Consider the following 20,205-nt stretch of genomic DNA (forward strand, 5'->3'; position numbering starts at 1 on the left):
TAAAACTTGTGGAAGTCAGGTCAGATCCACAGCATCCGGGAACAGGAAACGTTACGTGTTTCCGGCGTTCCCCGACCCAAGTCCGAACGGATGGGGGAGTCGCCGTCGGCGAGCACGCTCCAGCCGCCACGCAGCCAACCAAGTAGGGGAGCCGTTATTCCTCGGGCTCCTGCGCTGGCGCCGCGACGTCGTTGGCCTCGCGGGCTTCGCCCTGAACGGCCACGGCGCATACCCAGACGCCCTCGCCGAACTGCCCACCAACTGCCCTGAATAGCGTACACAGAACGGTTAACTATCTGTCCACCCTAAACCAGTAGGTGCCGTCCACGATTTCTGAATTTGCCAAGTTGATGCCCGGCTCTCCAATTGTGAAAGCTGCAAGTTCGCTTGCATACCTCGCTAAGTGGTCGGTGTGCGCCTTGATAACGGAGGCGTCAATTCGAAGAGCAATAGCAAATTTCAATTCGCCAAAACTATATTTGATCCATGCGCTGCCATCGCCAAGTACTCCAGCGTCGCGTACGCCTACGCACCAGCATTCGGTTAATGTGTTAGTGCGAATCTCGTTCAGCAAGTAACAAAGGAAGCGCGACGGCATATCTCGGTTGGCGTCGTCGCAGTACCGCGACTGCAATTCGCGATGGCATTGGGTGATGAATGGAAAAGCCCGCGAGTGCTCATTTTCTGAAAACGTGTCAGTCCAGTGGTTCTCGGTTGGCCCGTCTTGGTTCATAACTTTGCCGCTCTAATGTAATGGTAACTTTAGGATTCAATATCTGTCGCACAAAAGCGTAACCTGGGCAACGCCGGTGTCGGGGCATCGCTCAACTGCGATGCCCCGACGGGTTACCTAGTTGTTCTGTCCACGCAGGTTGTGTACGCGGTCTGCGGGTGAGGCGCCTCGTAGTGCGGTGTGGCCGCGGTGGAAATTGTAGTGGTGTAGGAACGCGGGCAACTGTGCCGCGCGGTCGGCCTCGCGATCGTAGGCGGCGGCGTAGGCCCATTCCTCGAGCATCGTGCGGTTGTAGCGCTCGACTTTGCCGTTGGTCTGCGGCCGGTAGGGGCGGGTGCGCTTGTGCGCGATGTGCGGCCCGAGAGCGTCGGCGAAGGCGTGGGAGCGGTAGCAGGAGCCGTTGTCGGTCAGCACCCTGCGCACGGTGATCCCGGCGTCAGCGAAGAAGGCGCGAGCACGCTCCCAGAACGCGGCCGCGGTCTCCTTGCGCTCGTCGTCCAGCAGTTCGCTGTAGGCCAGCCGGGAGTGGTCATCGACCGCATTGTGGATGTACCAGTAGCCCATCCCGCGGGCCTTGTTGCGGTTACCTTTCGCGCGGCCGTGGACCTTGTGGCCGCCACCGTCGGGGATGCGGCCGAGCTTCTTGATGTCCACGTGCACCAGATCGCCCGGAGCTGCGTGTTCGTAGCGTCGGGCCTTGCGTTTGCTGGACCGGATCGGTGCACCCGTGGCCGGGTCGGTGAACGACAAGCGCACGCATCCGTAGCGGGACAGGATCTTGTGCACCGTGGAGTGCTGCATGCCCAGGTGGTAGGCGATTCGGTGCGGACCCCACCGTCGGGAGACCCGCAGGCCCAGCACTCGCCGCTCCCGCCGTCGTGGCGTCTGGGACGGGCTGCGGCGGGGCCGGCTCGAGCGGTCTGTCATGCCGTCTTTGCCGTGCTCGAGATACCGGCCCACCCATTTGCGCACCGTGGTCAACGAGACGCCGAACCGCTCCGCAGCACGTCGTTTGGTCCATTCGTCCTCGACCACGCACTTGGCCAGACGCAGCCTTCCCGTCGGGGTCAGCGGGGCGTTAGCGTGGGACATGAAGACCTCCGTTGTGAGTGTGGTTGCTTGGTCGCTTTCACACCTCACACGGAGGTCTTCCTCATGTCAGCCCGCCATGCCGACCACAGACACAACGTCCGTGGTCAGTACACCTAGTTAGTTGTACGGTGGCGGAGTATCGTCAGGATGTGGAGGGACTGCGTAGCCTACCCAAATCGGACACAGTTGGTCGCTAGGCGGCGTATTCTCACAGTAGATACTGAGATTGCCTAGCATCTCGCTGCCAGGCGGGGTGTTCTGGGTGGTTGATCGCACTTCGATAGAGCGAACCCGCTTACTTTCCCATTGACTGCAATCGACGGGAATTGAGTTAATGACACGACATGTCAAGCGGTCGAACCAGTTTGTGAATACTCCAGCGGTGGGATTCGACTGAGACTCGTTACAGCCCCCCGCGTTTCCTACCGTCGCCTTCCATATGTTTCTGTTCCATACCCAGTGCTTACCCCGTGCCTTATCGTAGCCAAACGGTTGGTCTCCCGTTGCCCCATCGAACCAGTACCCTCGTCGGAGAATACTGGATGAGTATGTTCCACCTTGGGGCGTTTTCCAAGTGTCACACCTAGCAATTCGGCTCGTGGCCATTTGCGGGACTGTACTTTCAACGGTGTAACTCCGATCTAGGAGGTACACGATGAGTAAGCAGGTTGAGCCGGCGCTGGCGCCGGTCGCGACGGAGGTCAAGGAGCAGCCGGTGTCGACGACGGCGGGTGAGCAGTCACCGGTGGTGGACAAGGAGCTGGTGGCGCAGTTGGTAGGCCAGGCCCAGCGGCAGGGACTGTCCGTGGAGGGCGAGGACGGTCTGCTCGGGCAGCTGACCAAGCTGGTCCTGGAGTCGGCCCTGGAGGGCGAGATCACCGCTCACCTGGGCTACGACAAGCACGAGCGGTCCAAGGGCGTGGACGAAGGCAACGCTCGCAACGGTACGAGGTCCAAGACGGTGTTGACCAAGGCCGGACCGGTGGAGGTCGATGTGCCGCGGGATCGTGCTGGCTCGTTCGAGCCGGTGGTCGTGCGCAAGCGGCAGCGCCGGCTCGGGTCGATCGAGGACATCGTGCTCTCACTGTCGGCCCGTGGGATGACACATGGTGACATCTCGGCGCACCTGGCCGACGTGTACGGCTCGGAGGTGTCGAAGACGACCATCAGCACCATCACCGACAAGGTCCTGGACGGGATGGCCGAGTGGCAGAACCGCCCTCTGGACCCGGTGTATCCGGTGGTGTTCGTCGATTGCATCAACGTCAAGGTCCGCGACGGGCAGGTCGCTAACCGGCCCATTTATATCGCGTTGGCCGTGACCGTGGACGGTAACCGCGACATCCTCGGACTGTGGGCCGGCGACGGCGGCGAGGGCGCCAAGTACTGGCTGCAGGTGCTGACCGAGATCAAGAACCGCGGCGTCGAGGACGTCCTCATGCTCGTCTGCGACGGGCTCAAGGGTCTGCCTGACGCGGTGAACACCGTCTGGTCGGACACGATCGTGCAAACCTGCATCGTGCACCTGATGCGCAATAGCTTCCGCTACTCCGCCCGCCAGGACTGGGACGCGATCTCCCGCGCTCTCAAGCCCGTCTACCAGGCCGCGACCGTTGACGAGGCCGAGGAACGCTTCCTGGAATTCCAGGAGGAATGGGGGCAGAAGTATCCGGCGATCGTCCGACTCTGGTCGAACAGCTGGGCCGAGTTCGTGCCCTTCCTACAGTTTGACCGCGAGATCCGGCGGATCGTGTGCACCACAAACGCCATCGAGTCGGTCAACGCCCGCATACGCAAGGCCGTCAGGGCCCGGGGCCACTTCCCCAACGAGCAGGCCGCGCTCAAGTGCGTCTACCTCGCCGTGATGGCACTGGACCCCACTGGCAAGGGCCGAGCCCGGTGGACCCAACGCTGGAAGCAAGCACTCAACGCGTTCGACATCGCCTTCGACGGCCGACTCTCAGCCCACCGCAACTAACCCACTACACAAGCAGAGATACACCGTTAAGTTGACAGACCCCGGTCAGGCGTGGACACCCTCGTTCTGGATAATCAACCCAACCCGGGTGGGGGCTGGTTACACGTCTGGCCGTCCCTGCGCCTGTTCTCCACCGCTGAGTTCTCCAATCTGCCGGGCTGGCCGATGCCCCCTTATGACGGGTTTCCACCGGCCTGCCATGTCGTGGACTATCTCGCTGCCTATGAACGGCGCTACCGGATTCCGGTCCAGCGTCCCGTCACGGTCAACGAGGTGATCTACGAGAAGGGCACCTACCACGTCTGGGCGGGCACGAAGTCGTGGACGACCGAGAACGTGGTCGCGGCCACCGGGACGTGGTCCGCCCCCTTTGTTCCCTCCCACCCAGGAACCTTCGCCGGCACGCAGTGGCATTCCGCCAACTACCCCGGTACAACTCCCTTTCGAAGTACCACAGTCGCGGTCGTGGGCGGCGCGAACTCCGGCGCCTAGATCGCCGCAGAACTCACGAGCGTCGCCGAGGTGACCTGGTACACCCGTCAGCCACCACGCTGGATGCCCGACGAGGTCGACGGACGGGTGCTGTTCCGCCGCAACCGACTACGTGCCCTTGCCCTGCAGCGCGGCGAGCCCGACCCCGGGACAGACTCAGCCTTAGGAGACATCGTCGTCCTGCCAGAGGTGCGCCGCGCTCGGGACACCGGACGGCTGCAGGCCACGCCGATGTTCACCTCACTGGATGAGATCGACGCCGATCACCTGATTTGGTGCACGGGTTTTCGCTCCGCGATCGGGCCGATACGCCGGTTGCTCGACCACGGTCGACCAAAGCATCCGGGCCTCCATGTGGTCGGCTACGGCGACTGGACCGGTCCCGGAGCGGCAACGATCACCGGTGTGGGGCCCTATGCCAAACAGGCTGCCCGGAGAATCGCCGCATCAGTTGGCAGAACCGTGAAATAGGCGCAGCCACCACCAGAGTGATCTCCCTCGGGGGTGAGGGGAGTGCGAGCTATGCCGCCAGTTCGGCGGGGCTCGGATCCCTCCCGTTGGTTATTACGCGCCCTGGGCTGGTGTCGGTCCCCACAGGGCCTGTGCGGACATCAGGGCGGGTTGCCCTTGGGAGCTGGCGAAGTTGTTAGGGAGCGGGCTCCAGGGTGGTGTGGAATGAGGCGGGGTATGAGCCGGACGTAGGTGACCATGCCGACGAGTTCGACGAGGGTTTGGGTGACCACGACGACCGCGACCAGGGCAAATGGGTCGGGCAGGGCCAGGGCGAGGGGCAGTATGACCAGCGAGTTGCGGGTCGCCCCGGAGAAGACCAACGCCCGTGTCGACGGGGCATCCTGGCTGAAGACCCGGCCGGTGAGGATTCCCAAGGGGATCATCACGACCAGGAAGCCGACATAGACCGGGATGACCCGCAGCAGTGAGGACAGATCCGTCCGGACGGCGTCGACTTGCGAGGCAATCACGACGGCGAGGGTGGCCATCATCAGCGGCACCATCAGTGACTCCATCGCGTCCATGAGCTTCCGGGCGGAGGCGGACCGTGCGGCCAGGTACTGCGTGATGGCCGCCAGAACCAAGGGTGTGACGATCAATAACAGGAAGGCCTCAAGGAACGGGGCGACGTCCAAGACCTCGAACAGGCTGGGGCCCATAAATAGGCCCAGGTAGGCAGGCAGCAACAGCATCTGCACGAGCATCAGCAGCGGGGCCGCGGCCAGTAGCCGGTCGTGCGCGGAGCCAGCTAACCCGGAGAAGACGATGACGTAGTCGATGCACGGGGCAAGCAGCACCAGCAATACACCCAGCAGCAGGGCCTGGTCGTCAGCGACGAACCGGGAGAGCCCGTAGACCACGACCGGAACGATGGCGAAATTCAGCACCAACAGCCCGGCCAGGAACCGGCCGTCACGCAGCGCGCGACCGAGCCGGGTCAGCGGCACGCCCAGGAATGTGGCGTACAGCAGCACCATCAGTACCGGGTTGATTGCCTGCTCCAGACCCGGGGCGGCGGAAGGGGTGGCCAGCCCGAACACGGCACCGACCCCCAGGGCCACCAGGTACAGGGGTATCTGCCACCGCTCCAGCCACGTGATCATTGTTCGTCCTCCTCGGGACAGGGCCTTGCCTTCGGCCTCACGTCGCTGACGATCCTGGTCGGCAGTGGCAGTGAGAGTGGGCGGCGGGAGGGCCGGCCGTGATTAGAGTCCGAAGGCTCCGCCGCTGACCAGGATAAAGATGCCCAGGCCGATCAGGACAATGGGGAACAAGATGTGTTCCCAGCGTTCTAAAGCCTCGGCGACTGGCCGACGGGTGGCCACGAACTTGGCCAGGCCCACCAGGACCGAGACCAGAACCAGGAACACGACGCAGTAGGCCACCACGGCTCCCGGGCCGACGCTGAGGAAGACTGGGACGTAGACGCCGATGTTGTCCCCGCCGTTGGCGAAGGTCACCGCGGCCACGGTCCACACGGTCACGTTCTTACCTTCGATTTTGGCGTCGTCGTCGTCATCGTCCCCACGCCAGGCCTGCCACGCGGCCCATAGTCCCAGGCCTAATGGGATCAGCCCGAAGTACGGGATGGCCTCCGAGGGCAAAAACGTCCCGGCGCCCAAGGCCACGAGCACAGCGGCGCCGAGGATGCCTAGGAATCCAAGGTACTGGCCGACCAGGATGCGTGCGGTGGTGCCGCGTTGGCCTGCGCCGCGGGCGAAGAACAGTGAGAGGACGATGATGTCGTCGATATTGGTGGCGATGAACAGACCGATCGCCTGCAGGGCTGAGGACAGGATCACCCCTGCACCTCCGTGGCGTAACAACCCGGCACCGAACAGGCCGGGTCCAGGCAGGAGGCGTTTTCATTGACTGCGAGGGTGACCTCGACCAGGGAGGCCAACGCCCGCGCCAGGTGCGGATCAGCGATCTCGTACCGGGTCTGGCGGCCTTCGGGCACGGCGACCGCGATGCCACAGTCGCGCAGGCACGCTAGATGGTTCGACACGTTCGAACGCGTCAGTTCCAGATCGCGGGCCAGCTCCGCCGGGTAGGCCGTCCGCTCCAGCAGGGTCAGCAGTATCCGCGACCGGGTGGGGTCGGCCATCGCCCGCCCCAACCGGTTCATCACATCCACACAAGACGATATAGTCAGCATTCACTGAACTGTACAGTAGGCGCTGAACTGACTGGGCGTCTGAACAGGTTAGACATTTCTGGGCTCTGTGACTCGGGCGCTACCGCCCCGGAAGGGCCGCGCAGAAGGTTAAATCGGCAGCGTCGTGCCGGTGATTGCGAAGTCCCGTAGCCAACTGATGAACAGTGCCCACACGCCACTGAACAGTGCTATGCCCACTGCGATGAGTAGGAGGCCGCCGATGATCTGGATTCGTCGAGTGTTGCGTTGTAGCCAGCCGACGGTTCGGATTGCCCAGGTGGAGCTCCAGGCGACGAGGATGAATGGCAGCCCCAGCCCGAGGCAGTAGGCGACGATGAGCATGACACCGCGCGTGCCGCTGAAGCCGCTTCCGGCGGCGACGGACAGTGCGGCGGCGAGCGTTGGTCCGAGGCAGGGTGTCCAGCCGAGGGCGAACACTCCGCCCAGGAGAGGCGCGCCGACCCAGGTAGAGACAGCCTTCGGCTGGAATCGGGTATCTCGTTGCAGCACCGGTACGAAGCCGATGAAGACCAAACCCATGAGGATGGTGATGACCCCGCCGATGCGCTGGAGCAACTCCTCGTGTGGTGCGAGGTATTGAACCGTTCCGAGGACCATTGCGCTAAGCGAGACGAACACAACGGTGAACCCGCCAACGAAGAGCAGAGATGCCCCGACGACCCGGTAGCGCGAGCGTTGTCTGGCCTTCTTTTCCTCGAGAGTGATCGTTCGCGACTCGCTGTGGCGCTGTTCGGCCTGCGCCACGGTGACCGGTGGTCGCTCGGCGCCGACGACGCTAGCGAGGTAGGCGAGATAGCCGGGGATGAGCGGGACCACACATGGCGAGGCGAACGAGACCAGACCGGCTAGTAGGCAGGCGCCGAGGGCGAGCAGAAGGGGTCCGCTGGCCGCTGTCTGTTGGAACGCCGAACCGATACCCTGCGCGAGCACCAGGCCGTCCATCGGCGGCATGGCACCGGCGAAGACGAGGTCGGCAACATTCGTCACGGCGTGGCACTCTCCTCGTCGGCCACCAATTCGGCGATGACGTCCCGAAGTTGGTAATCGGTGACCGCCGCCAAATACACGGCGGCCACCCGGTGTTGCCGGTCAAGCACGAGGGTTGTCGGCACGATCGAGGTGGGAAAGCCGCGAAGTGCACCTACGGCCGCGTTGGACGGGTCCCAGATCGACGGGTAGGTAAGGCCGTTGTCGCGCACGAAGTCGACCGGCTTATCGCGATTGGGATCACGCACGTTGATCCCGAGCACGGTGGCGCCCTGGGATTCGAACTCCTCCTGAAGGCGCTGAAGATCGTCGACCTCGGTGCGGCAAGGCCCACACCATTGGCCCCACGTATTGAGGATCACCACCTCGCCCTTGTAGTCAGCGAGCCCGATGGTCTGGTCTGGGTCAAGCAGATCCGGCCCGGCGAGTTCGGCAACCGGTTTCCGTTCTTCCTCGGGGTAGTGGATCTCCAGCTGTCCATCTGGACTGACGAACTCAAACGTGCCGCCCTGCGCGACCGCATCGGTGCCACTCCCACAACCGGAGAGGACAAAGGCGCCCGCACACAGGGCCGCCCGGAGGCGCGCGCGGAAACCGATTGCTCGGATACTGCCCATGCTTTTCACTCCGGTCTGCGACGGGTCATTGCCCCCTCGGCTCCGAACCGGCGGTGCCGCACGGGGTGGCTCTCTCGAACACCAGTGACGTGACCGGCACTGGCGAGATGTTCCCGCTGTCCGATCGTGCCATAGCCACTATCCGCCCTGTTAAACGCCCCAGAACGGCGCGGCAAGCGGGTGGGTTCCGGGGGTAGGCCAGGTACACCTGTGCCCATTGACTGTGTTGGCCTTGCGGTTTCGTCGTCTTTAGATGCGTGGTCACACCGCCAGGGACAGTTCACTGAGTCCTGTACTATTCAGTGCATGCTGACTGTTGCTTCGCGTCAAGGTGTGATGAACCGACTCGGTCGTGCGATGGCCGACCCGACTCGTTCTCGAATTCTCATGAGGCTGCTGGATGGGCCCGTGTATCCCGCCGAGATTGCCCAGGAGCTGGGGTTGACGCGTTCAAATGTGTCGAATCATCTCGCCTGTCTCAGGGATTGCGGGATCGTCGTGGTTGAACTCGAGGGTCGGCAGAATCGGTACGAGATCGTCGATGCCCATCTGGCACGTGCGTTGAACGCCTTGGTCGAGACGACTCTTGCCGTTGACGAGAACGCGCCCTGTCTGGACATGCAGTGTCCGGTCGAGGGTTGCTGCAGTTCGGAAGGGGGTCGGCGGTGACAACGTCCGCGTGTGGTTGTGAGCCGGCCGGGCCAGTGGCCGGCCCTGACGAGTCCGCTTCGTGGTGGCGCAACGGTGCCGTCCTCATCCCGGTGTTCTCTGGCCTGACGCTCCTGCTGGGTGTGATCCTCGAGTGGCTCGCCAACGGCCCCGGGGCGGAGACTGCAGCGGCGTGGCTGTTCTGGACCGCTCTCCTTCTGGGCGCCTCGCAGTTTGTTCCAGGCGCGGTGCGGGGTCTGCTCGTCCGGGGTCGGTTGAGTATCGGGCTGCTGATGACGATCAGCGCCGCCGGTGCGGTCGGGCTCGGGTTCATCGAGGAGGCCGCCGCTCTGGCCTTCTTGTACTCCATCGTCGAGGCGCTGGAGGATCGGGCGATGGACAAGGCCCGCTCGGGCTTGCGGGCCCTGTTGGCGCTGATTCCCTCCAGTGCCACCGTCCTCGGCGCCACCGGGGGCACCCGCACCGTGCCCGTTGAGTCTCTGGAACGCGGCGATGTGCTGCGTCTGGTCGCCGGCGAACGTTTGGCCACCGACGGGATCGTTCGTGTCGGGCAGAGCAGCCTGGATGTCTCGGCGATCACGGGTGAATCCATTCCCGTCGAGGTCGGGCCCGGTGACGCGGTGTTGGCCGGCTCGATCAACACCTCCGGCGTCCTGGAGGTCGAGGCCACCGCCGCAGGGACAGACAATTCCTTGACCACAGTGGTCGAACTGGTTGAGCAGGCACAGACAGAGAAGGGGGAGCGGGCACGTATCGCCGACCGCCTGGCCCGCCCGCTGGTGCCGGGTGTTCTCATCCTGGCTGCTCTGGTCGCCCTGATCGGCTCGATCTTCGGAGATTCCGGACTGTGGATCGAGCGAGCACTGGTGGTACTGGTCGCCGCTTCGCCGTGCGCACTGGCGATCTCGGTGCCGATTACGGTCGTCTCCGCGATCGGTGCGGCCAGCAAGTTCGGGGTGATCATCAAATCCGGTGCCGCGTTCGAGCGCATGGGCTACCTCCGGCATGTGGCAGTGGACAAGACCGGCACCTTGACCCGAAACCAGCCCACCGTCACGCAGGTCCTCACCACTGGCAACGCTGCCCAGGACGAGGTCCTGAGCTGGGCGGCCGCTCTGGAAACCCACAGCACCCACCCGCTGGCCGCAGCGATCACCGCCGCAGCTACCGAGGTCCCCGCCGCATCGGCGGTCACCGAGTCCGCGGGCGCGGGAATCGCCGGCCTTATCGATGGCGCGCACATCGCCGTCGGCAGCCCGCGCTGGCTCGACCCAGGTCCTCTGGCAGATCACGTTCACGCGATGGAGGCCCGCGGCATCACCGTGGTGGTCGTCCACCGCGACGACCACCCGGTCGGGGCCATCGGGGTGCGCGACGAGCTGCGTCCAGAGGCCGGCGAGGCCATGACGTCGCTGGCGTCGAGGGGTATGGGCGTGACGATGCTTACCGGCGACAACGCCCGCACCGCTGATGCACTGGCCGTCGAGGCGGGGATCACCGACGTGCGTGCCGAGCTGCGTCCGCAGGACAAGGCGCAGGCAATCGCCGAGTTGCGTGCCGACGGCCGGGGGCCAGTGGCGATGATCGGCGACGGTGTCAACGACGCCCCCGCGCTCGCCTCGGCGGACATCGGAATCGCCATGGGGGCCACCGGCTCCGACGCAGCGGTCGAGTCGGCGGATGTCGCATTCACCGGCGATGACTTGCGACTGATCCCGCGCGCCATAGACCACGCCCGCCGCGGTCGTCGCGTCATCAATCAGAACATCATCCTGTCCTTGGCGATCATCATCGTTCTGCTTCCACTGGCGATCACCGGAATTCTGGGACTCGCAGCGGTCGTCCTGGTCCACGAGGTCGCCGAAGTCTTCGTGATACTCAATGGCCTGCGTGCCGCACGCACCAGGCAGCTCGAGCGACCCTCGAGCCCAAGAACTGCCGACCGCGACGACAGCCGGCACATGCACCAGCTGGCACCGCTCCCTCATTGACACTGTGCCCGCGTGCCCCGCACCGCACACCGCCGGAAAAAAACGACGGCAACCATCACAACACTCGGTATCGACCGGACGGCCTTGCGCTGCGCCCCGGCATCGACGGGAGGGCATCAGCTGCCAGGCACGACTGAGCAAGAACAATGCGTACACCGATGGCCGAGACCCACCCGAACTTATCGACGGTTCGTGCTAACATCGCTCTATGGCGATCAATTATGGGGTGCCCGATTCAGTGACGTTCGAGGATCGAAACACCTATGCAGCGTTGTTCCATGCTCTGGCAGAACCAACTCGACTGGCGTTGTTGGAGCATCTGGTCAGTGGTGAGCATCGGGTTCGGGATCTGGTCGATCACATGCATCTGGCACAGTCCACGGTGAGCAAGCACCTGGCTTGCCTGCGGGATTGCGGGTTAGTCAGAATGCGGATCGAGGGGCGCTCCTCGTGGTTCTCGCTGGCTGAGCCGGCCCGGCTGGCGGACCTGGTGGAAGCCGCCGATGCGCTGTTGAGTGCGTCCGGGGTGTCGCCGTCGCTGCGCGATCACCAGGACCACCCCGACCTTGACCTCGGGCAGGAGTGAGTCGAGATGGGGCATAGCCACGGTCACGACCATGGAAGTACTTCTCCCCAGGCCGATCGCGGGACGCGTCGTCGGCTGCTGATCGCGTTCTGCATCACCGCGATCATCGTGGTGGCCCAAGCGGTGGGCAGCGTGGTCACTGGCAGTCTCGCGTTGTTGACCGACACCGCTCATGCATTGGCTGATGCGTCGGGATTGTTGGTTGCGGTCATAGCCGCGACGATGATGCTGCGTCCACCGAGCAGTAAACGGACCTGGGGATTCGCCCGGATCGAAGTCATCGCCGCACTAGGGCAAGCTGTCCTGCTGATCGTCGTCGGTAGCTATGCCGCGATCGAAGGCGTCCGCAGACTCTTCGAGCCGGCGGACGTGCCCGGTACCGAACTGCTGGTGTTCGGCGTGATCGGCCTGATCGCCAATATCGCCGCCATTGTGGTGCTGGCCTCCAGGCGAGGCGACAACTTCAACATGCGGGCGGCATTTCTGGAGGTGCTCAACGACGCTTTGGGGTCGGTGGGGGTGATCGTTGCGGCGATCGTCATCAACACCACCGGTTTCCAGCGAGCCGACACCATTGCCGCGCTGTTCATCGCCGCCTTGATCATCCCGCGCGCGTTCACGCTTCTGCGGCAGACGGTTCGGGTGCTGATGGAGTACGCGCCTACGGGGCTCGATCTGGATGAGGTTCGGGATCACATACTGGAGCTGGACCATGTTCGGGACGTGCACGACTTGCACGCATCCATGATTGGGACCGGCCTGCCGGTCATCTCCGCGCATGTCGTGATCGATGATCAGTGCTTCGAATCCGGTCACGCCCCGCAGATCCTGGAGGAGATCCTCACCTGCGTCAAGGAGCATTTCCCCGTCTCCATTGACCATGCCACCATTCAACTGGAGACTGCCGCCGTGCGTGACCGTGAATCTCCCGCAGTCCGACACGCTTGACCCGCTACGAGCCGGAGATGAACGGTTCACATTTCTGCACGATGGGTAGTGCGGGTCCGGCCAGCGGACTTGCTCGGCGCGGCGGCAGGAAAGGGATCGGCGGGCGCGGAGACGGCCACCAATGCGGGTGAAGGTACGACCCTGAAGGCCTCGGCAGGCTGGCCGACCCACGCGATCACCGCCCGAACCCGAGACTGTCTGATCAGCTGAGGCCCGGAGTCCGAGAGAGCGGCGGCCGAGTGGGCGCATGCGAGCAGGCCCGGTAGTCCGCCGGCAGGTGGACGGCCCGCATGAAACGTCGCCGGTCACGGGGGTGCGCTCCAGCAGGCGCGAATCGGACCCCGGGATACCCGCTTCCTACGATAGGGATCATGTCGCCGTCGTCGAAGGCACCCTCGTCCAAAGCTTCCGCCACCGCCAGACCGCTGCGTACCCGCGGTGTGGTGCCGGTCGTGGTGCTGCTCGCGGTCGTGGCGGCAGGTGTGGTGGTCCCGCTCTCGCGAATGTCCACGGACCTGGCGCTCGAGCTCCTCGGCGTCCCGAACCCGGGCCTGCTCACCACCGCCGGGCTCCCGGCGGTCCGCGCGATCGCCGAGCTGCTGGCATCGGTGGCGGTGGGAATGGCGCTGTTCGCCGCGTTCTTCACCCCGCCGCAGAAAGACAAGACCCTCGACGTGGACGGCTACCGCGCACAGCAGATCTCCTCGTGGATCAACATCGCGTGGGCGATCGCGGCGGCCCTGCTCATCCCGCTGACCCTGTCGGATGTGTCCGGGCGCACGCTCTGGCAGTCCCTGCCGCCGGACCAGTGGATCGTGGCGATCACTCAGATCGAGGTGGCGTCCTCGTGGCGCTGGGCCGCGATCATTGCACTGGTCGCCGGGATCGGGCAGCGGCTCACCGTGAGCTGGCGCTGGTCGGTCATCTGGCTGGGGGTCACGGTGCTCTCGCTCCTGCCCGTTGCCGCGACGGGCCACGCCTCGGGCGGCACCGCCCACGACATCGCCGCCAACTCGCTGATTATCCACCTGTTCGCTGCCGCGTTCTACGTGGGCGGGCTCGTCGCGGTGATCGCCCACGCGCTGCGCGGTGGCTCGCGCGTCGCGCTGGCCCTGCGCCGCTATTCGGTGGTGGCCACGGTGGCGATCGTCGCGCTCGGGCTGACCGGGATCATCAACGGGCTGGTCCGTCTGCACCCCGCCGACCTGTTGTCTTCGACCTACGGGCTGCTGATTGTGGCCAAAGCGTTGTGCCTGGCACTGTTGGCGGTGTTCGGGCTGGCGGTGCGCCGGCGCATCATCAACCGCATCGAGGGAACGTCGGCCAACGCCCCGGTGGACCGCGGCACGCTGCTGCGCATCGGACTGGTCGAAACGGTGATCATGGCGGGCACCCTGGGTCTGTCGGTCTCGCTCGGCCGCACCCCGCCCCCGGCACCGCTCTATGTGCCCACCCGGCAGGAGTCGCTGCTGGGTTTTGAGTTGCCGGGGCCGTTCTCCTTCGAGACGGTGTTCGGTCTGTGGCGCTTCGACCTGGTGCTGGGTCTGGCCTCGGTGATCCTGCTCGGGCTCTACGTGTGGGGGCTGATCACCCTGCGCCGACGCGGCGACTCCTGGCCGGTGGGACGAACCGTGGCGTGGGTGCTCGGGTGCGTGCTGCTGTTCCTGACCACCAGCTCCGGTATGGGGATGTACATGATGGCCGACTTCGCCAGCCACATGGTCGGGCACATGCTCATCTCGATGCTCGTTCCGGTCCTGCTCGCCCTAGGCGGGCCGCTGACACTGGCACTGCGGGCCCTGCCGGCGGCGGGCCGCGGCAACCCGCCGGGACCACGCGAGTGGATCGTGGAGTTCATCAACAACCCGCTCTCCCGATTCCTCACCCACCCGATCGTCGCCTCGGTGCAGTTCGTGGCCGGGTTCTACCTGATCTACTTCGGAGGGTTCTACGAGACGCTGGCCTCCGAGCACCTGGGCCACATGTTCATGAACGTGCACTTCCTCATCAGCGGCTACCTGTTCTACTGGGTGATCATCGGCGTGGACGCGGCGCCGCGGCACTTCTCGCCCTTCTACAAGCTCATGGTGCTGCTCGGTTCGCTACCGTTCCACGCCTTCTTCGGCATCGTGCTCATGAACTACAAGACCGTGCTGGCCGAGAGCTGGTACTCGGGGATCGGGCTGCCCTGGGTCCCGGATCTGCTGCAGAGCCAGCAGGTCGGCGGCGGGGTGGCGTGGGCGGCGGGGGAGATCCCGCTGTTCATCGTCATGCTCGCCCTGGCCTGGCAGTGGTTCCAGACGGACATGCGTGAGGCGCGGAGGGGGGAGCGGCAGGCCGAGCGGGACGACGACGCCGAGCTCAAGGCCTATAACGACATGCTCCGCGAGATGTCCCAGACCGACCGGAGGTAGGGGGCAAGCGGTCCCTCGTCGTCGAGGATGGTTCGATCACACCCCCTTGTTCGTCCCGCAGGCACGTCGGCGATAGGAGCGAGCCCGTGAACGAGATGGCCGCCCGCCGCAACATCCCCAACCCCACCAACCGGCGGGTGCGACAACCCGGTGGTCTCCACCTCAGTGGCGAGCAACCCCGCTACCAGGACCACGACACCGATCACGGCGAGGGGAAACAGAGAATGGGCGACGAACTGAGTCACAGCGCACGTAATCAGGCCGAGTTCACACGCTCGCACTGGCGGGCGATGCGAGAATTCGTGCTCGTCGGCCTCACCGCCATCATCGCGGGCGGCCTTGTCGCCGCGGTCACCGGTCCCACCGGTTTCGATGAGGGTTCCTGGGTGGCGGCCTACCTGGTGCTAGTTGCGGGGGTGGCCCAGGTAGGGCTGGGCGTCGGACAGGCACTGCTTACTGGCGGCACACTGTTCGGTCGCCTGCGTGTTGTCCAGCTTCTCGCCTACAACTTGGCCAACAGTGCGGTACTCGGTGGCACCCTGACCGGCTCCGTGATCGTGGTGGCCGCGGGCGGTGTGCTGTTGCTGATATCGCTCACGTTGTTCCTGGCCACTGTGCGTCACGCGCGCCCGCGTACGTGGTATCTCGTGCTCTACCGGATTGTCATTGCCAGCCTCGCAGTGAGTGTGCCGGTGGGCGTCGTCTTGTCAGTTGTTCGTCACAGTTAGAAGCCCAGTGTGGGGGAGCCAGGGCCTTGTCGGCCAGCCTGCGCTGTCAGAGTTCCGGCGTCATAGGGCGCTGCTGCTTGACCCCGAGTTGACCATGATGCCCCGTTCTGCCAGCCATGCCGACGGATCGACAGCCCGCGAGCCGCCGTCGGCCCATACCTCGAAGTGCACGTGTGGGCCGGTGGAGAAGCCGCGGTTGCCCATCACGCCGATTTGCTGACCAGCGACGACAGTGTCACCGACCTGAACGGTATTGCTCTCATTGTGGCCGTAGACGGTCATGAAGCCGTCCGGCGACATGATCCGAATCCAGATGCCGAAACCGGAGGCCGGGCCTGAATCGATGACGATTCCGTCGGTCGCGGCGAACAGCGGTGTGCCGATGGCGTTGGCGACATCGAGACCCGAATGGGACGTGCCCCATCGGGGGCCGAAGGAGGACGTTGAGACGCCTACCGCCGGGAGGGCGACAACGGGACGCCGCGCCTGCTCCTCGGCAATCTCACGCTCGTAGTTGAGTTCGGTGCCCCTCTGCAGACTGGCGACGAAACCCGCGGCGGTGGGTCCCGGCTCGCCTGACACGTTCGCGTCATCGGAGGTGAGGGGGAGCGGAGCCGAGGGGGTCGCGGCCAGGGCATCTTTGGTGTGCGCGTCATCGGTGCTACCGGTCGGGGGCTCGTCGGTCGCGAGGAGGACGATCCGCTGATCACTGACGGGAGCCGCTGCCGCAATAGAGGCACCCGCGGCTAGGGCCACGACCGCGGCGATACTGCGGTGGTTGTTCGGTGAAGGCCGGCGATGGGCTCCGCGGCGGCGCCGCGGGGGGCTGGTCGACTGAGAGGCGTGCTTCGGTCCTGCTCGCTTCTCCACTGCTACCGAATCCCGTCGTCGTCTAACCGTAATCGTTTCGTGACCTGACCCCGGTTAAAGGTAGTGGCTGACCAACCGGGTCGCAAGGCAGATGCACGGCCGAGACGACCGTCACAGAGAGGACCAGTGAGGTGACAGCTCCGCCAGGGTTAGGCGCTGGCTGAGCTTCCGAGGTGGAGACGACTTCTCCCCGACCGGGAGTCGATCTGGGCGCACTGGGGCTGGCGATGATCACGAATTACGCGCTGAGGGGTGACACGATCGATACCGAGTTGTTATATTGGGTCGTGTTGCCGACGAAATCGGTCACCCGCATCGCCTAGACGTCGCGGGAACACATCACCCCGAACGATGGAGACAGCCCCATGATCGACTCCACCCGGCCCGTGACCGTCGCAGAGCTCACCGAGCGTTTGGGCGTGCGCAGCGCGACTTTGGCCGGCGGCCGCCATCGTGTGGCCAGCGAAACCGCGACGGTGTCGCGGTTTGTTGGTGGCGCCGTCGTCGGCGTAGCCCTCTCGGGCGGCCTTGGTCTGGCTTTCGCGCCAGCCGCCGCCGCTCAACCCGTCGCGATCGATCAGGCCCAGGTCGTCGAGGCGATCCAGTCCGCGGCCGAGCAGTTCGGCATCGGCCCCGCCGAGATCCAAAGGATTGGGGACCAGTTCGGCGTGGCCCCAAGTGAGGTCCGGCAGTACGCCGCCGGGCTCGGGCTCGGTTCCCTCGGCGACAGCGCCGGTAGTCCGCAGATCGGTGGTGCGCATGCCCCTACGGAGGCCGTGATCACCTCGGGGTTCGGCTCGCGTTGGGGCAGCTTCCATAACGGCACCGACTTTGGAGCGCCGATTGGTACGCCGCTCTACGCCGCCAAGAGCGGCGTTGTCGAAGCCGCTGGCCCCGCCGCCGGGTACGGCATCTGGATCCGCATCCGCACAGATGACGGCGAACTGCTGGAATATGGCCACAACGACCAGAACTACGTCAGCGTCGGCCAGCGGGTCAACGCCGGTGAAGTGATCGGAACCGTCGGCAACCGCGGAGACTCCACCGGCCCCCACCTGCACTTTCGCGTACAGACCGCCGCCGGTCAGTGGGTCGACCCGGTGCCGTGGCTCGCGGCCCAAGGAGTCCTCGTCTAGCACCGTCCACTTCGGGCGTGCCGACCGCCTCCCCGCGGGGGAGCGCGTGCTGGTGTTCGCCAATTTCCGGGCCGGCGTTGCAACCCCGCGCGGTAGTGCATTTCTTCGGGGAATCCCCGACTTACTAGATCTCAAACAAGCCCCTGCAGGTCACGGCGTTGCGCCCACTCCGAAATGACTCCAGAACCGGAGAATTCTCCGGAACGCTGGCAGGAGTGGTTCCTGGTTTCCGGCCGCGTGCGCGACGTGGAAGCGTGTCCCGGCTGGGAGCGAAAACCGGGGTTCCGCGGACCGTCTTGATATCGCGGTCATTGAGCTGAGTCGTACGGGATTCGATCAGCAGGCCGGTGACCGGACCAGATGCTTACCGCCTCCACCGGCGGCGTCGAGTTGGTTGCGGTGCTCCTCACGCAGATGCTGCCGGGCTCGCTCGTGCTGCAGGAGTTGTGGGCCGACGGGACTCCGTACGCGCCGGGCGTGCGGTACCTCAACGGGCTACCCGGTACGTCGAGGTCGTCCTGCCGTACACGTCGGGCCTGGCCCCCGGTTCGATGGCGACCAACGTGGTGGTCCAGGACGGCTGCGAGCAGAACCTCTCCGAGCACGTTGCCGTGGCCGATCCCCGCGCCCCCGACTACGTCCTGAACGCTCTCGACCCCGGCAACCCGCGTCAGCCGCGGTGCGAGGCGAGCGCCCCGATTCACGATCCGCGGGAATCTTCCTCCCGATGTTCACCCCACCGCGAAAGGCCGGGGTCTTTGTCAATTTGCTTTTGGCCCCGTTTCGCGAGTGGTCAGGATCTGACGAAGGCCCGCCACGAAGTACACGACGAGCACGATCAGCATGATCCCGCTGACGATTACCGCAGCAGGCCGCTCTGCATCTCCGGCGAACAACGCGCCGAGGTCGGCAAGCGGCATGAGAGATCCCAGTGCCCCGAGCACGGCGATGACGAGCGCTGCGATCATCACCCCTCGGCTGGCGTTCGGGACGCGGCTCGCGATGAACGCCGCGATGAGCAGCAGCACACCGATAAACGCCGGTATCAGCGAGGTGGCACTCTCCATCCCGGTGGTGAAGTAGGCGATGAGTCCGGTGGCGGTGAGGATGCCGCCCGTCCACGTGGTCAATGCGATCATTGCTGATCTCCTAGGTCGGTATCTGATTGCAGCTAGGCTGGCACGCCCGTTGCTCTGCGAGCAGTCATCGGCTCCAACGACGCCTAATCAGGCTACGGTCCCGGACGCTGCTGGGGGCGAGACTCCAGGGCGCTCTTCAAGTGTCCCATTCGGTCATGAGTCCCGCGTTTCTGCTTGGGGGGTTAGGTGACACGGGCAGAGTCGACACGAATTGCTAGACCTCAACATGCCCGTGCAGGGCACAGCGTTGCGAACACCCCGGAATGGCTTCAGAACCACCGAATTCTGCGGAACGCCGGTCAACCGGAAGGTGCTGGCGGCCCAGTAGGTAGGCGCCCAGCGCAGCCACGCCGGGCCCGTAACACACCGGGGCTCTGGCCTCGGCCGGGAACGCAGCGGTAGTCACTACTCCGCATGAACATGCGCGCCGCTGGGCGCGGTGCTCGATGGCGAGCATGTTCGATCGGCGGGAGGTCGAAAACCTGACGACGCTGATCACGGACCACCAGGGCACCGGACAGGTCGTAAATGAGGTGCGCGCCCCCCGGTCAGCCCAGTTTTCCGACAGGCCCGTGCAGCCGGCTCCCGTCGCCGTGGTGATGCGCAGGGTGATCGGACAGCCGGCACGATTACTGTTTGGCAGGTGAAACGGTTCTCTCGCATGCTCAAGCCGGGATGGTTGATCACCCTTCTGTTCATCAGCCTCTTCGCCTACCTGTGCTTCACGATGCTTGCCCCCTGGCAGTTGAACAAGTACGAGGATCTCAAGGCACGCAATGCCAGCTCGTTGAGAGCAGCGTGGCAGGGCCGGTTCCGTTGGACGAAGTGATCCGGCGGGAGGGATCTCTCGGTGATTCCGAGTGGCATCTGGTTACTGCGCGCGGAAGTTACCTGCCCATGGAGGATGTCCTGTTGCGGATGCAGTCCGTCGACGGTGAACTCGTGTACCAGGCACTTCGTGCATTCCGCACCGACAGTGGTGACTCCCTGCTCGTCAACCGCGGATGGGTCCGCGTCGGCGACGACAACGCGGTCCCGGACTTCCCGTCCGCGCCGACGGGCCAGCTGACCATCATCGCCCGCCTCAGGATCCCGATGGATGCTCCCGTGAGAATGACAACCCCATTTGGCCC

The 20,205-nt window shown here is 64.9% G+C and carries 19 protein-coding genes and 1 pseudogene; 12 read left to right on the forward strand and 8 right to left on the reverse strand.

The window, feature by feature from the left end:
• Positions 1–850: 850 nt before the first annotated feature.
• Positions 851–1,825, reverse strand: a complete 975-nt coding sequence (locus tag AYO52_RS11510; RefSeq protein ID WP_067717352.1) for an IS481 family transposase — start codon at positions 1,823–1,825, stop codon at positions 851–853.
• Positions 1,826–2,480: 655 nt separating this feature from the next.
• Here AYO52_RS11510 and AYO52_RS11515 point away from each other — a divergent pair.
• Both AYO52_RS11515 and AYO52_RS11520 read left to right on the forward strand, forming a co-directional pair.
• Positions 2,481–3,803 carry an IS256 family transposase gene (locus AYO52_RS11515; RefSeq protein WP_067717354.1) on the forward strand — a complete coding sequence of 441 codons (1,323 nt, stop codon included), beginning with the start codon at positions 2,481–2,483 and terminating at the stop codon, positions 3,801–3,803.
• 51 nt (positions 3,804–3,854) lie between these two features.
• Positions 3,855–4,766, forward strand: a pseudogene (locus AYO52_RS11520) (NAD(P)-binding domain-containing protein).
• A 140-nt stretch (positions 4,767–4,906) separates the two neighbouring features.
• Here AYO52_RS11520 and AYO52_RS11525 read toward each other — a convergent pair.
• From AYO52_RS11525 to AYO52_RS11545, 5 genes are all read right to left on the reverse strand, one after another.
• Positions 4,907–5,911, reverse strand: coding sequence for an arsenic resistance protein (locus AYO52_RS11525; RefSeq protein ID WP_017838569.1), 1,005 nt, complete (start codon positions 5,909–5,911; stop codon positions 4,907–4,909).
• Positions 5,912–6,013: 102 nt separating this feature from the next.
• Positions 6,014–6,610, reverse strand: a complete 597-nt coding sequence (locus tag AYO52_RS11530) for a cadmium resistance transporter (RefSeq protein WP_017838570.1) — start codon at positions 6,608–6,610, stop codon at positions 6,014–6,016.
• A complete protein-coding gene (locus tag AYO52_RS11535) occupies positions 6,607–6,966 on the reverse strand; it encodes a helix-turn-helix transcriptional regulator (protein WP_031265411.1) in 360 nt (119 codons plus the stop codon). The genes AYO52_RS11530 and AYO52_RS11535 overlap by 4 nt, the downstream gene beginning before the upstream one ends.
• 108 nt (positions 6,967–7,074) lie before the next feature.
• Positions 7,075–7,929: a cytochrome c biogenesis CcdA family protein gene (locus AYO52_RS11540; RefSeq protein WP_371517683.1), complete on the reverse strand. Its 855-nt coding sequence runs from the start codon at positions 7,927–7,929 to the stop codon at positions 7,075–7,077.
• 41 nt (positions 7,930–7,970) lie between these two features.
• A complete protein-coding gene (locus AYO52_RS11545; protein ID WP_067717362.1) occupies positions 7,971–8,591 on the reverse strand; it encodes a TlpA disulfide reductase family protein in 621 nt (206 codons plus the stop codon).
• A 306-nt stretch (positions 8,592–8,897) separates the two neighbouring features.
• Between AYO52_RS11545 and AYO52_RS11550 the strand changes: the two genes are divergently transcribed.
• The 6 genes from AYO52_RS11550 (at position 8,898) to AYO52_RS11575 (ending at position 15,927) form a co-directional block, all read left to right on the forward strand.
• Complete coding sequence (locus AYO52_RS11550; protein ID WP_063973160.1) at positions 8,898–9,260, forward strand: helix-turn-helix transcriptional regulator; 363 nt, start codon at positions 8,898–8,900, stop codon at positions 9,258–9,260.
• A complete protein-coding gene (locus tag AYO52_RS11555) occupies positions 9,257–11,251 on the forward strand; it encodes a heavy metal translocating P-type ATPase (protein WP_031265412.1) in 1,995 nt (664 codons plus the stop codon). The genes AYO52_RS11550 and AYO52_RS11555 overlap by 4 nt, the downstream gene beginning before the upstream one ends.
• Before the next feature lie 208 nt (positions 11,252–11,459).
• Positions 11,460–11,837, forward strand: a complete 378-nt coding sequence (locus tag AYO52_RS17760) for a helix-turn-helix transcriptional regulator (protein WP_042330374.1) — start codon at positions 11,460–11,462, stop codon at positions 11,835–11,837.
• A 6-nt stretch (positions 11,838–11,843) separates the two neighbouring features.
• On the forward strand, positions 11,844–12,785 hold the full coding sequence (locus tag AYO52_RS11565; protein ID WP_017838579.1) for a cation diffusion facilitator family transporter: 942 nt from the start codon (positions 11,844–11,846) through the stop codon (positions 12,783–12,785).
• Positions 12,786–13,156: 371 nt separating this feature from the next.
• Positions 13,157–15,199, forward strand: a complete 2,043-nt coding sequence (locus AYO52_RS11570) for a cytochrome c oxidase assembly protein (protein ID WP_067717365.1) — start codon at positions 13,157–13,159, stop codon at positions 15,197–15,199.
• Between the two features lie 86 nt (positions 15,200–15,285).
• The gene (locus tag AYO52_RS11575) at positions 15,286–15,927 is read left to right on the forward strand and encodes a hypothetical protein (protein WP_017838581.1); all 642 of its coding nucleotides are present in this window, start codon (positions 15,286–15,288) and stop codon (positions 15,925–15,927) included.
• A gap of 60 nt (positions 15,928–15,987) precedes the next feature.
• Here the strand turns inward: AYO52_RS11575 and AYO52_RS11580 are convergent, their stop codons facing one another.
• Entirely contained in the window at positions 15,988–16,683 is a 696-nt protein-coding gene (locus AYO52_RS11580) for a M23 family metallopeptidase (protein WP_067717368.1), read from the reverse strand.
• A 479-nt stretch (positions 16,684–17,162) separates the two neighbouring features.
• Here AYO52_RS11580 and AYO52_RS11585 point away from each other — a divergent pair, with 479 nt between their 5' ends.
• Positions 17,163–17,933, forward strand: coding sequence for a M23 family metallopeptidase (locus AYO52_RS11585; protein WP_067717370.1), 771 nt, complete (start codon positions 17,163–17,165; stop codon positions 17,931–17,933).
• Positions 17,934–18,694: 761 nt separating this feature from the next.
• Here AYO52_RS11585 and AYO52_RS11590 read toward each other — a convergent pair.
• On the reverse strand, positions 18,695–19,072 hold the full coding sequence (locus AYO52_RS11590; protein WP_017838585.1) for a hypothetical protein: 378 nt from the start codon (positions 19,070–19,072) through the stop codon (positions 18,695–18,697).
• A 446-nt stretch (positions 19,073–19,518) separates the two neighbouring features.
• Here AYO52_RS11590 and AYO52_RS11595 point away from each other — a divergent pair, with 446 nt between their 5' ends.
• From AYO52_RS11595 to AYO52_RS18600, 3 genes are all read left to right on the forward strand, one after another.
• Entirely contained in the window at positions 19,519–19,719 is a 201-nt protein-coding gene (locus tag AYO52_RS11595) for a hypothetical protein (protein WP_017838586.1), read from the forward strand.
• Positions 19,716–19,901 (forward strand): hypothetical protein, encoded by a 186-nt coding sequence (locus tag AYO52_RS18595; RefSeq protein WP_172812155.1) that lies wholly within the window; start codon positions 19,716–19,718, stop codon positions 19,899–19,901. Before AYO52_RS11595 ends, AYO52_RS18595 begins: the two co-directional genes overlap by 4 nt.
• Positions 19,898–20,205, forward strand: a 308-nt coding sequence (locus tag AYO52_RS18600) for an SURF1 family protein (RefSeq protein WP_253702105.1), incomplete at its 3' end; no start/stop codon positions are given. The genes AYO52_RS18595 and AYO52_RS18600, both read left to right, overlap by 4 nt.

It is taken from the genome of Dietzia sp. 111N12-1, from assembly GCF_001658045.1.
Taxonomy (GTDB): Bacteria; Actinomycetota; Actinomycetes; order Mycobacteriales; family Mycobacteriaceae; genus Dietzia; species Dietzia kunjamensis.

What these genes read in the sequence shown, in the direction of transcription:
- AYO52_RS11510 (WP_067717352.1), bottom strand. Translation starts at nt 1,825, where the DNA reads ATGTCCCACGCTAACGCCCCGCTGACCCCGACGGGAAGGCTGCGTCTG.
- AYO52_RS11515 (WP_067717354.1), top strand. Translation starts at nt 2,481, where the DNA reads ATGAGTAAGCAGGTTGAGCCGGCGCTGGCGCCGGTCGCGACGGAGGTC.
- AYO52_RS11525 (WP_017838569.1), bottom strand. Translation starts at nt 5,911, where the DNA reads ATGATCACGTGGCTGGAGCGGTGGCAGATACCCCTGTACCTGGTGGCC.
- AYO52_RS11535 (WP_031265411.1), bottom strand. Translation starts at nt 6,966, where the DNA reads ATGCTGACTATATCGTCTTGTGTGGATGTGATGAACCGGTTGGGGCGG.
- AYO52_RS11540 (WP_371517683.1), bottom strand. Translation starts at nt 7,929, where the DNA reads ATGGACGGCCTGGTGCTCGCGCAGGGTATCGGTTCGGCGTTCCAACAG.
- AYO52_RS11545 (WP_067717362.1), bottom strand. Translation starts at nt 8,591, where the DNA reads ATGGGCAGTATCCGAGCAATCGGTTTCCGCGCGCGCCTCCGGGCGGCC.
- AYO52_RS11550 (WP_063973160.1), top strand. Translation starts at nt 8,898, where the DNA reads ATGCTGACTGTTGCTTCGCGTCAAGGTGTGATGAACCGACTCGGTCGT.
- AYO52_RS17760 (WP_042330374.1), top strand. Translation starts at nt 11,460, where the DNA reads ATGGCGATCAATTATGGGGTGCCCGATTCAGTGACGTTCGAGGATCGA.
- AYO52_RS11565 (WP_017838579.1), top strand. Translation starts at nt 11,844, where the DNA reads ATGGGGCATAGCCACGGTCACGACCATGGAAGTACTTCTCCCCAGGCC.
- AYO52_RS11570 (WP_067717365.1), top strand. Translation starts at nt 13,157, where the DNA reads ATGTCGCCGTCGTCGAAGGCACCCTCGTCCAAAGCTTCCGCCACCGCC.
- AYO52_RS11585 (WP_067717370.1), top strand. Translation starts at nt 17,163, where the DNA reads ATGATCGACTCCACCCGGCCCGTGACCGTCGCAGAGCTCACCGAGCGT.
- AYO52_RS11590 (WP_017838585.1), bottom strand. Translation starts at nt 19,072, where the DNA reads ATGATCGCATTGACCACGTGGACGGGCGGCATCCTCACCGCCACCGGA.
- AYO52_RS11595 (WP_017838586.1), top strand. Translation starts at nt 19,519, where the DNA reads ATGGCGAGCATGTTCGATCGGCGGGAGGTCGAAAACCTGACGACGCTG.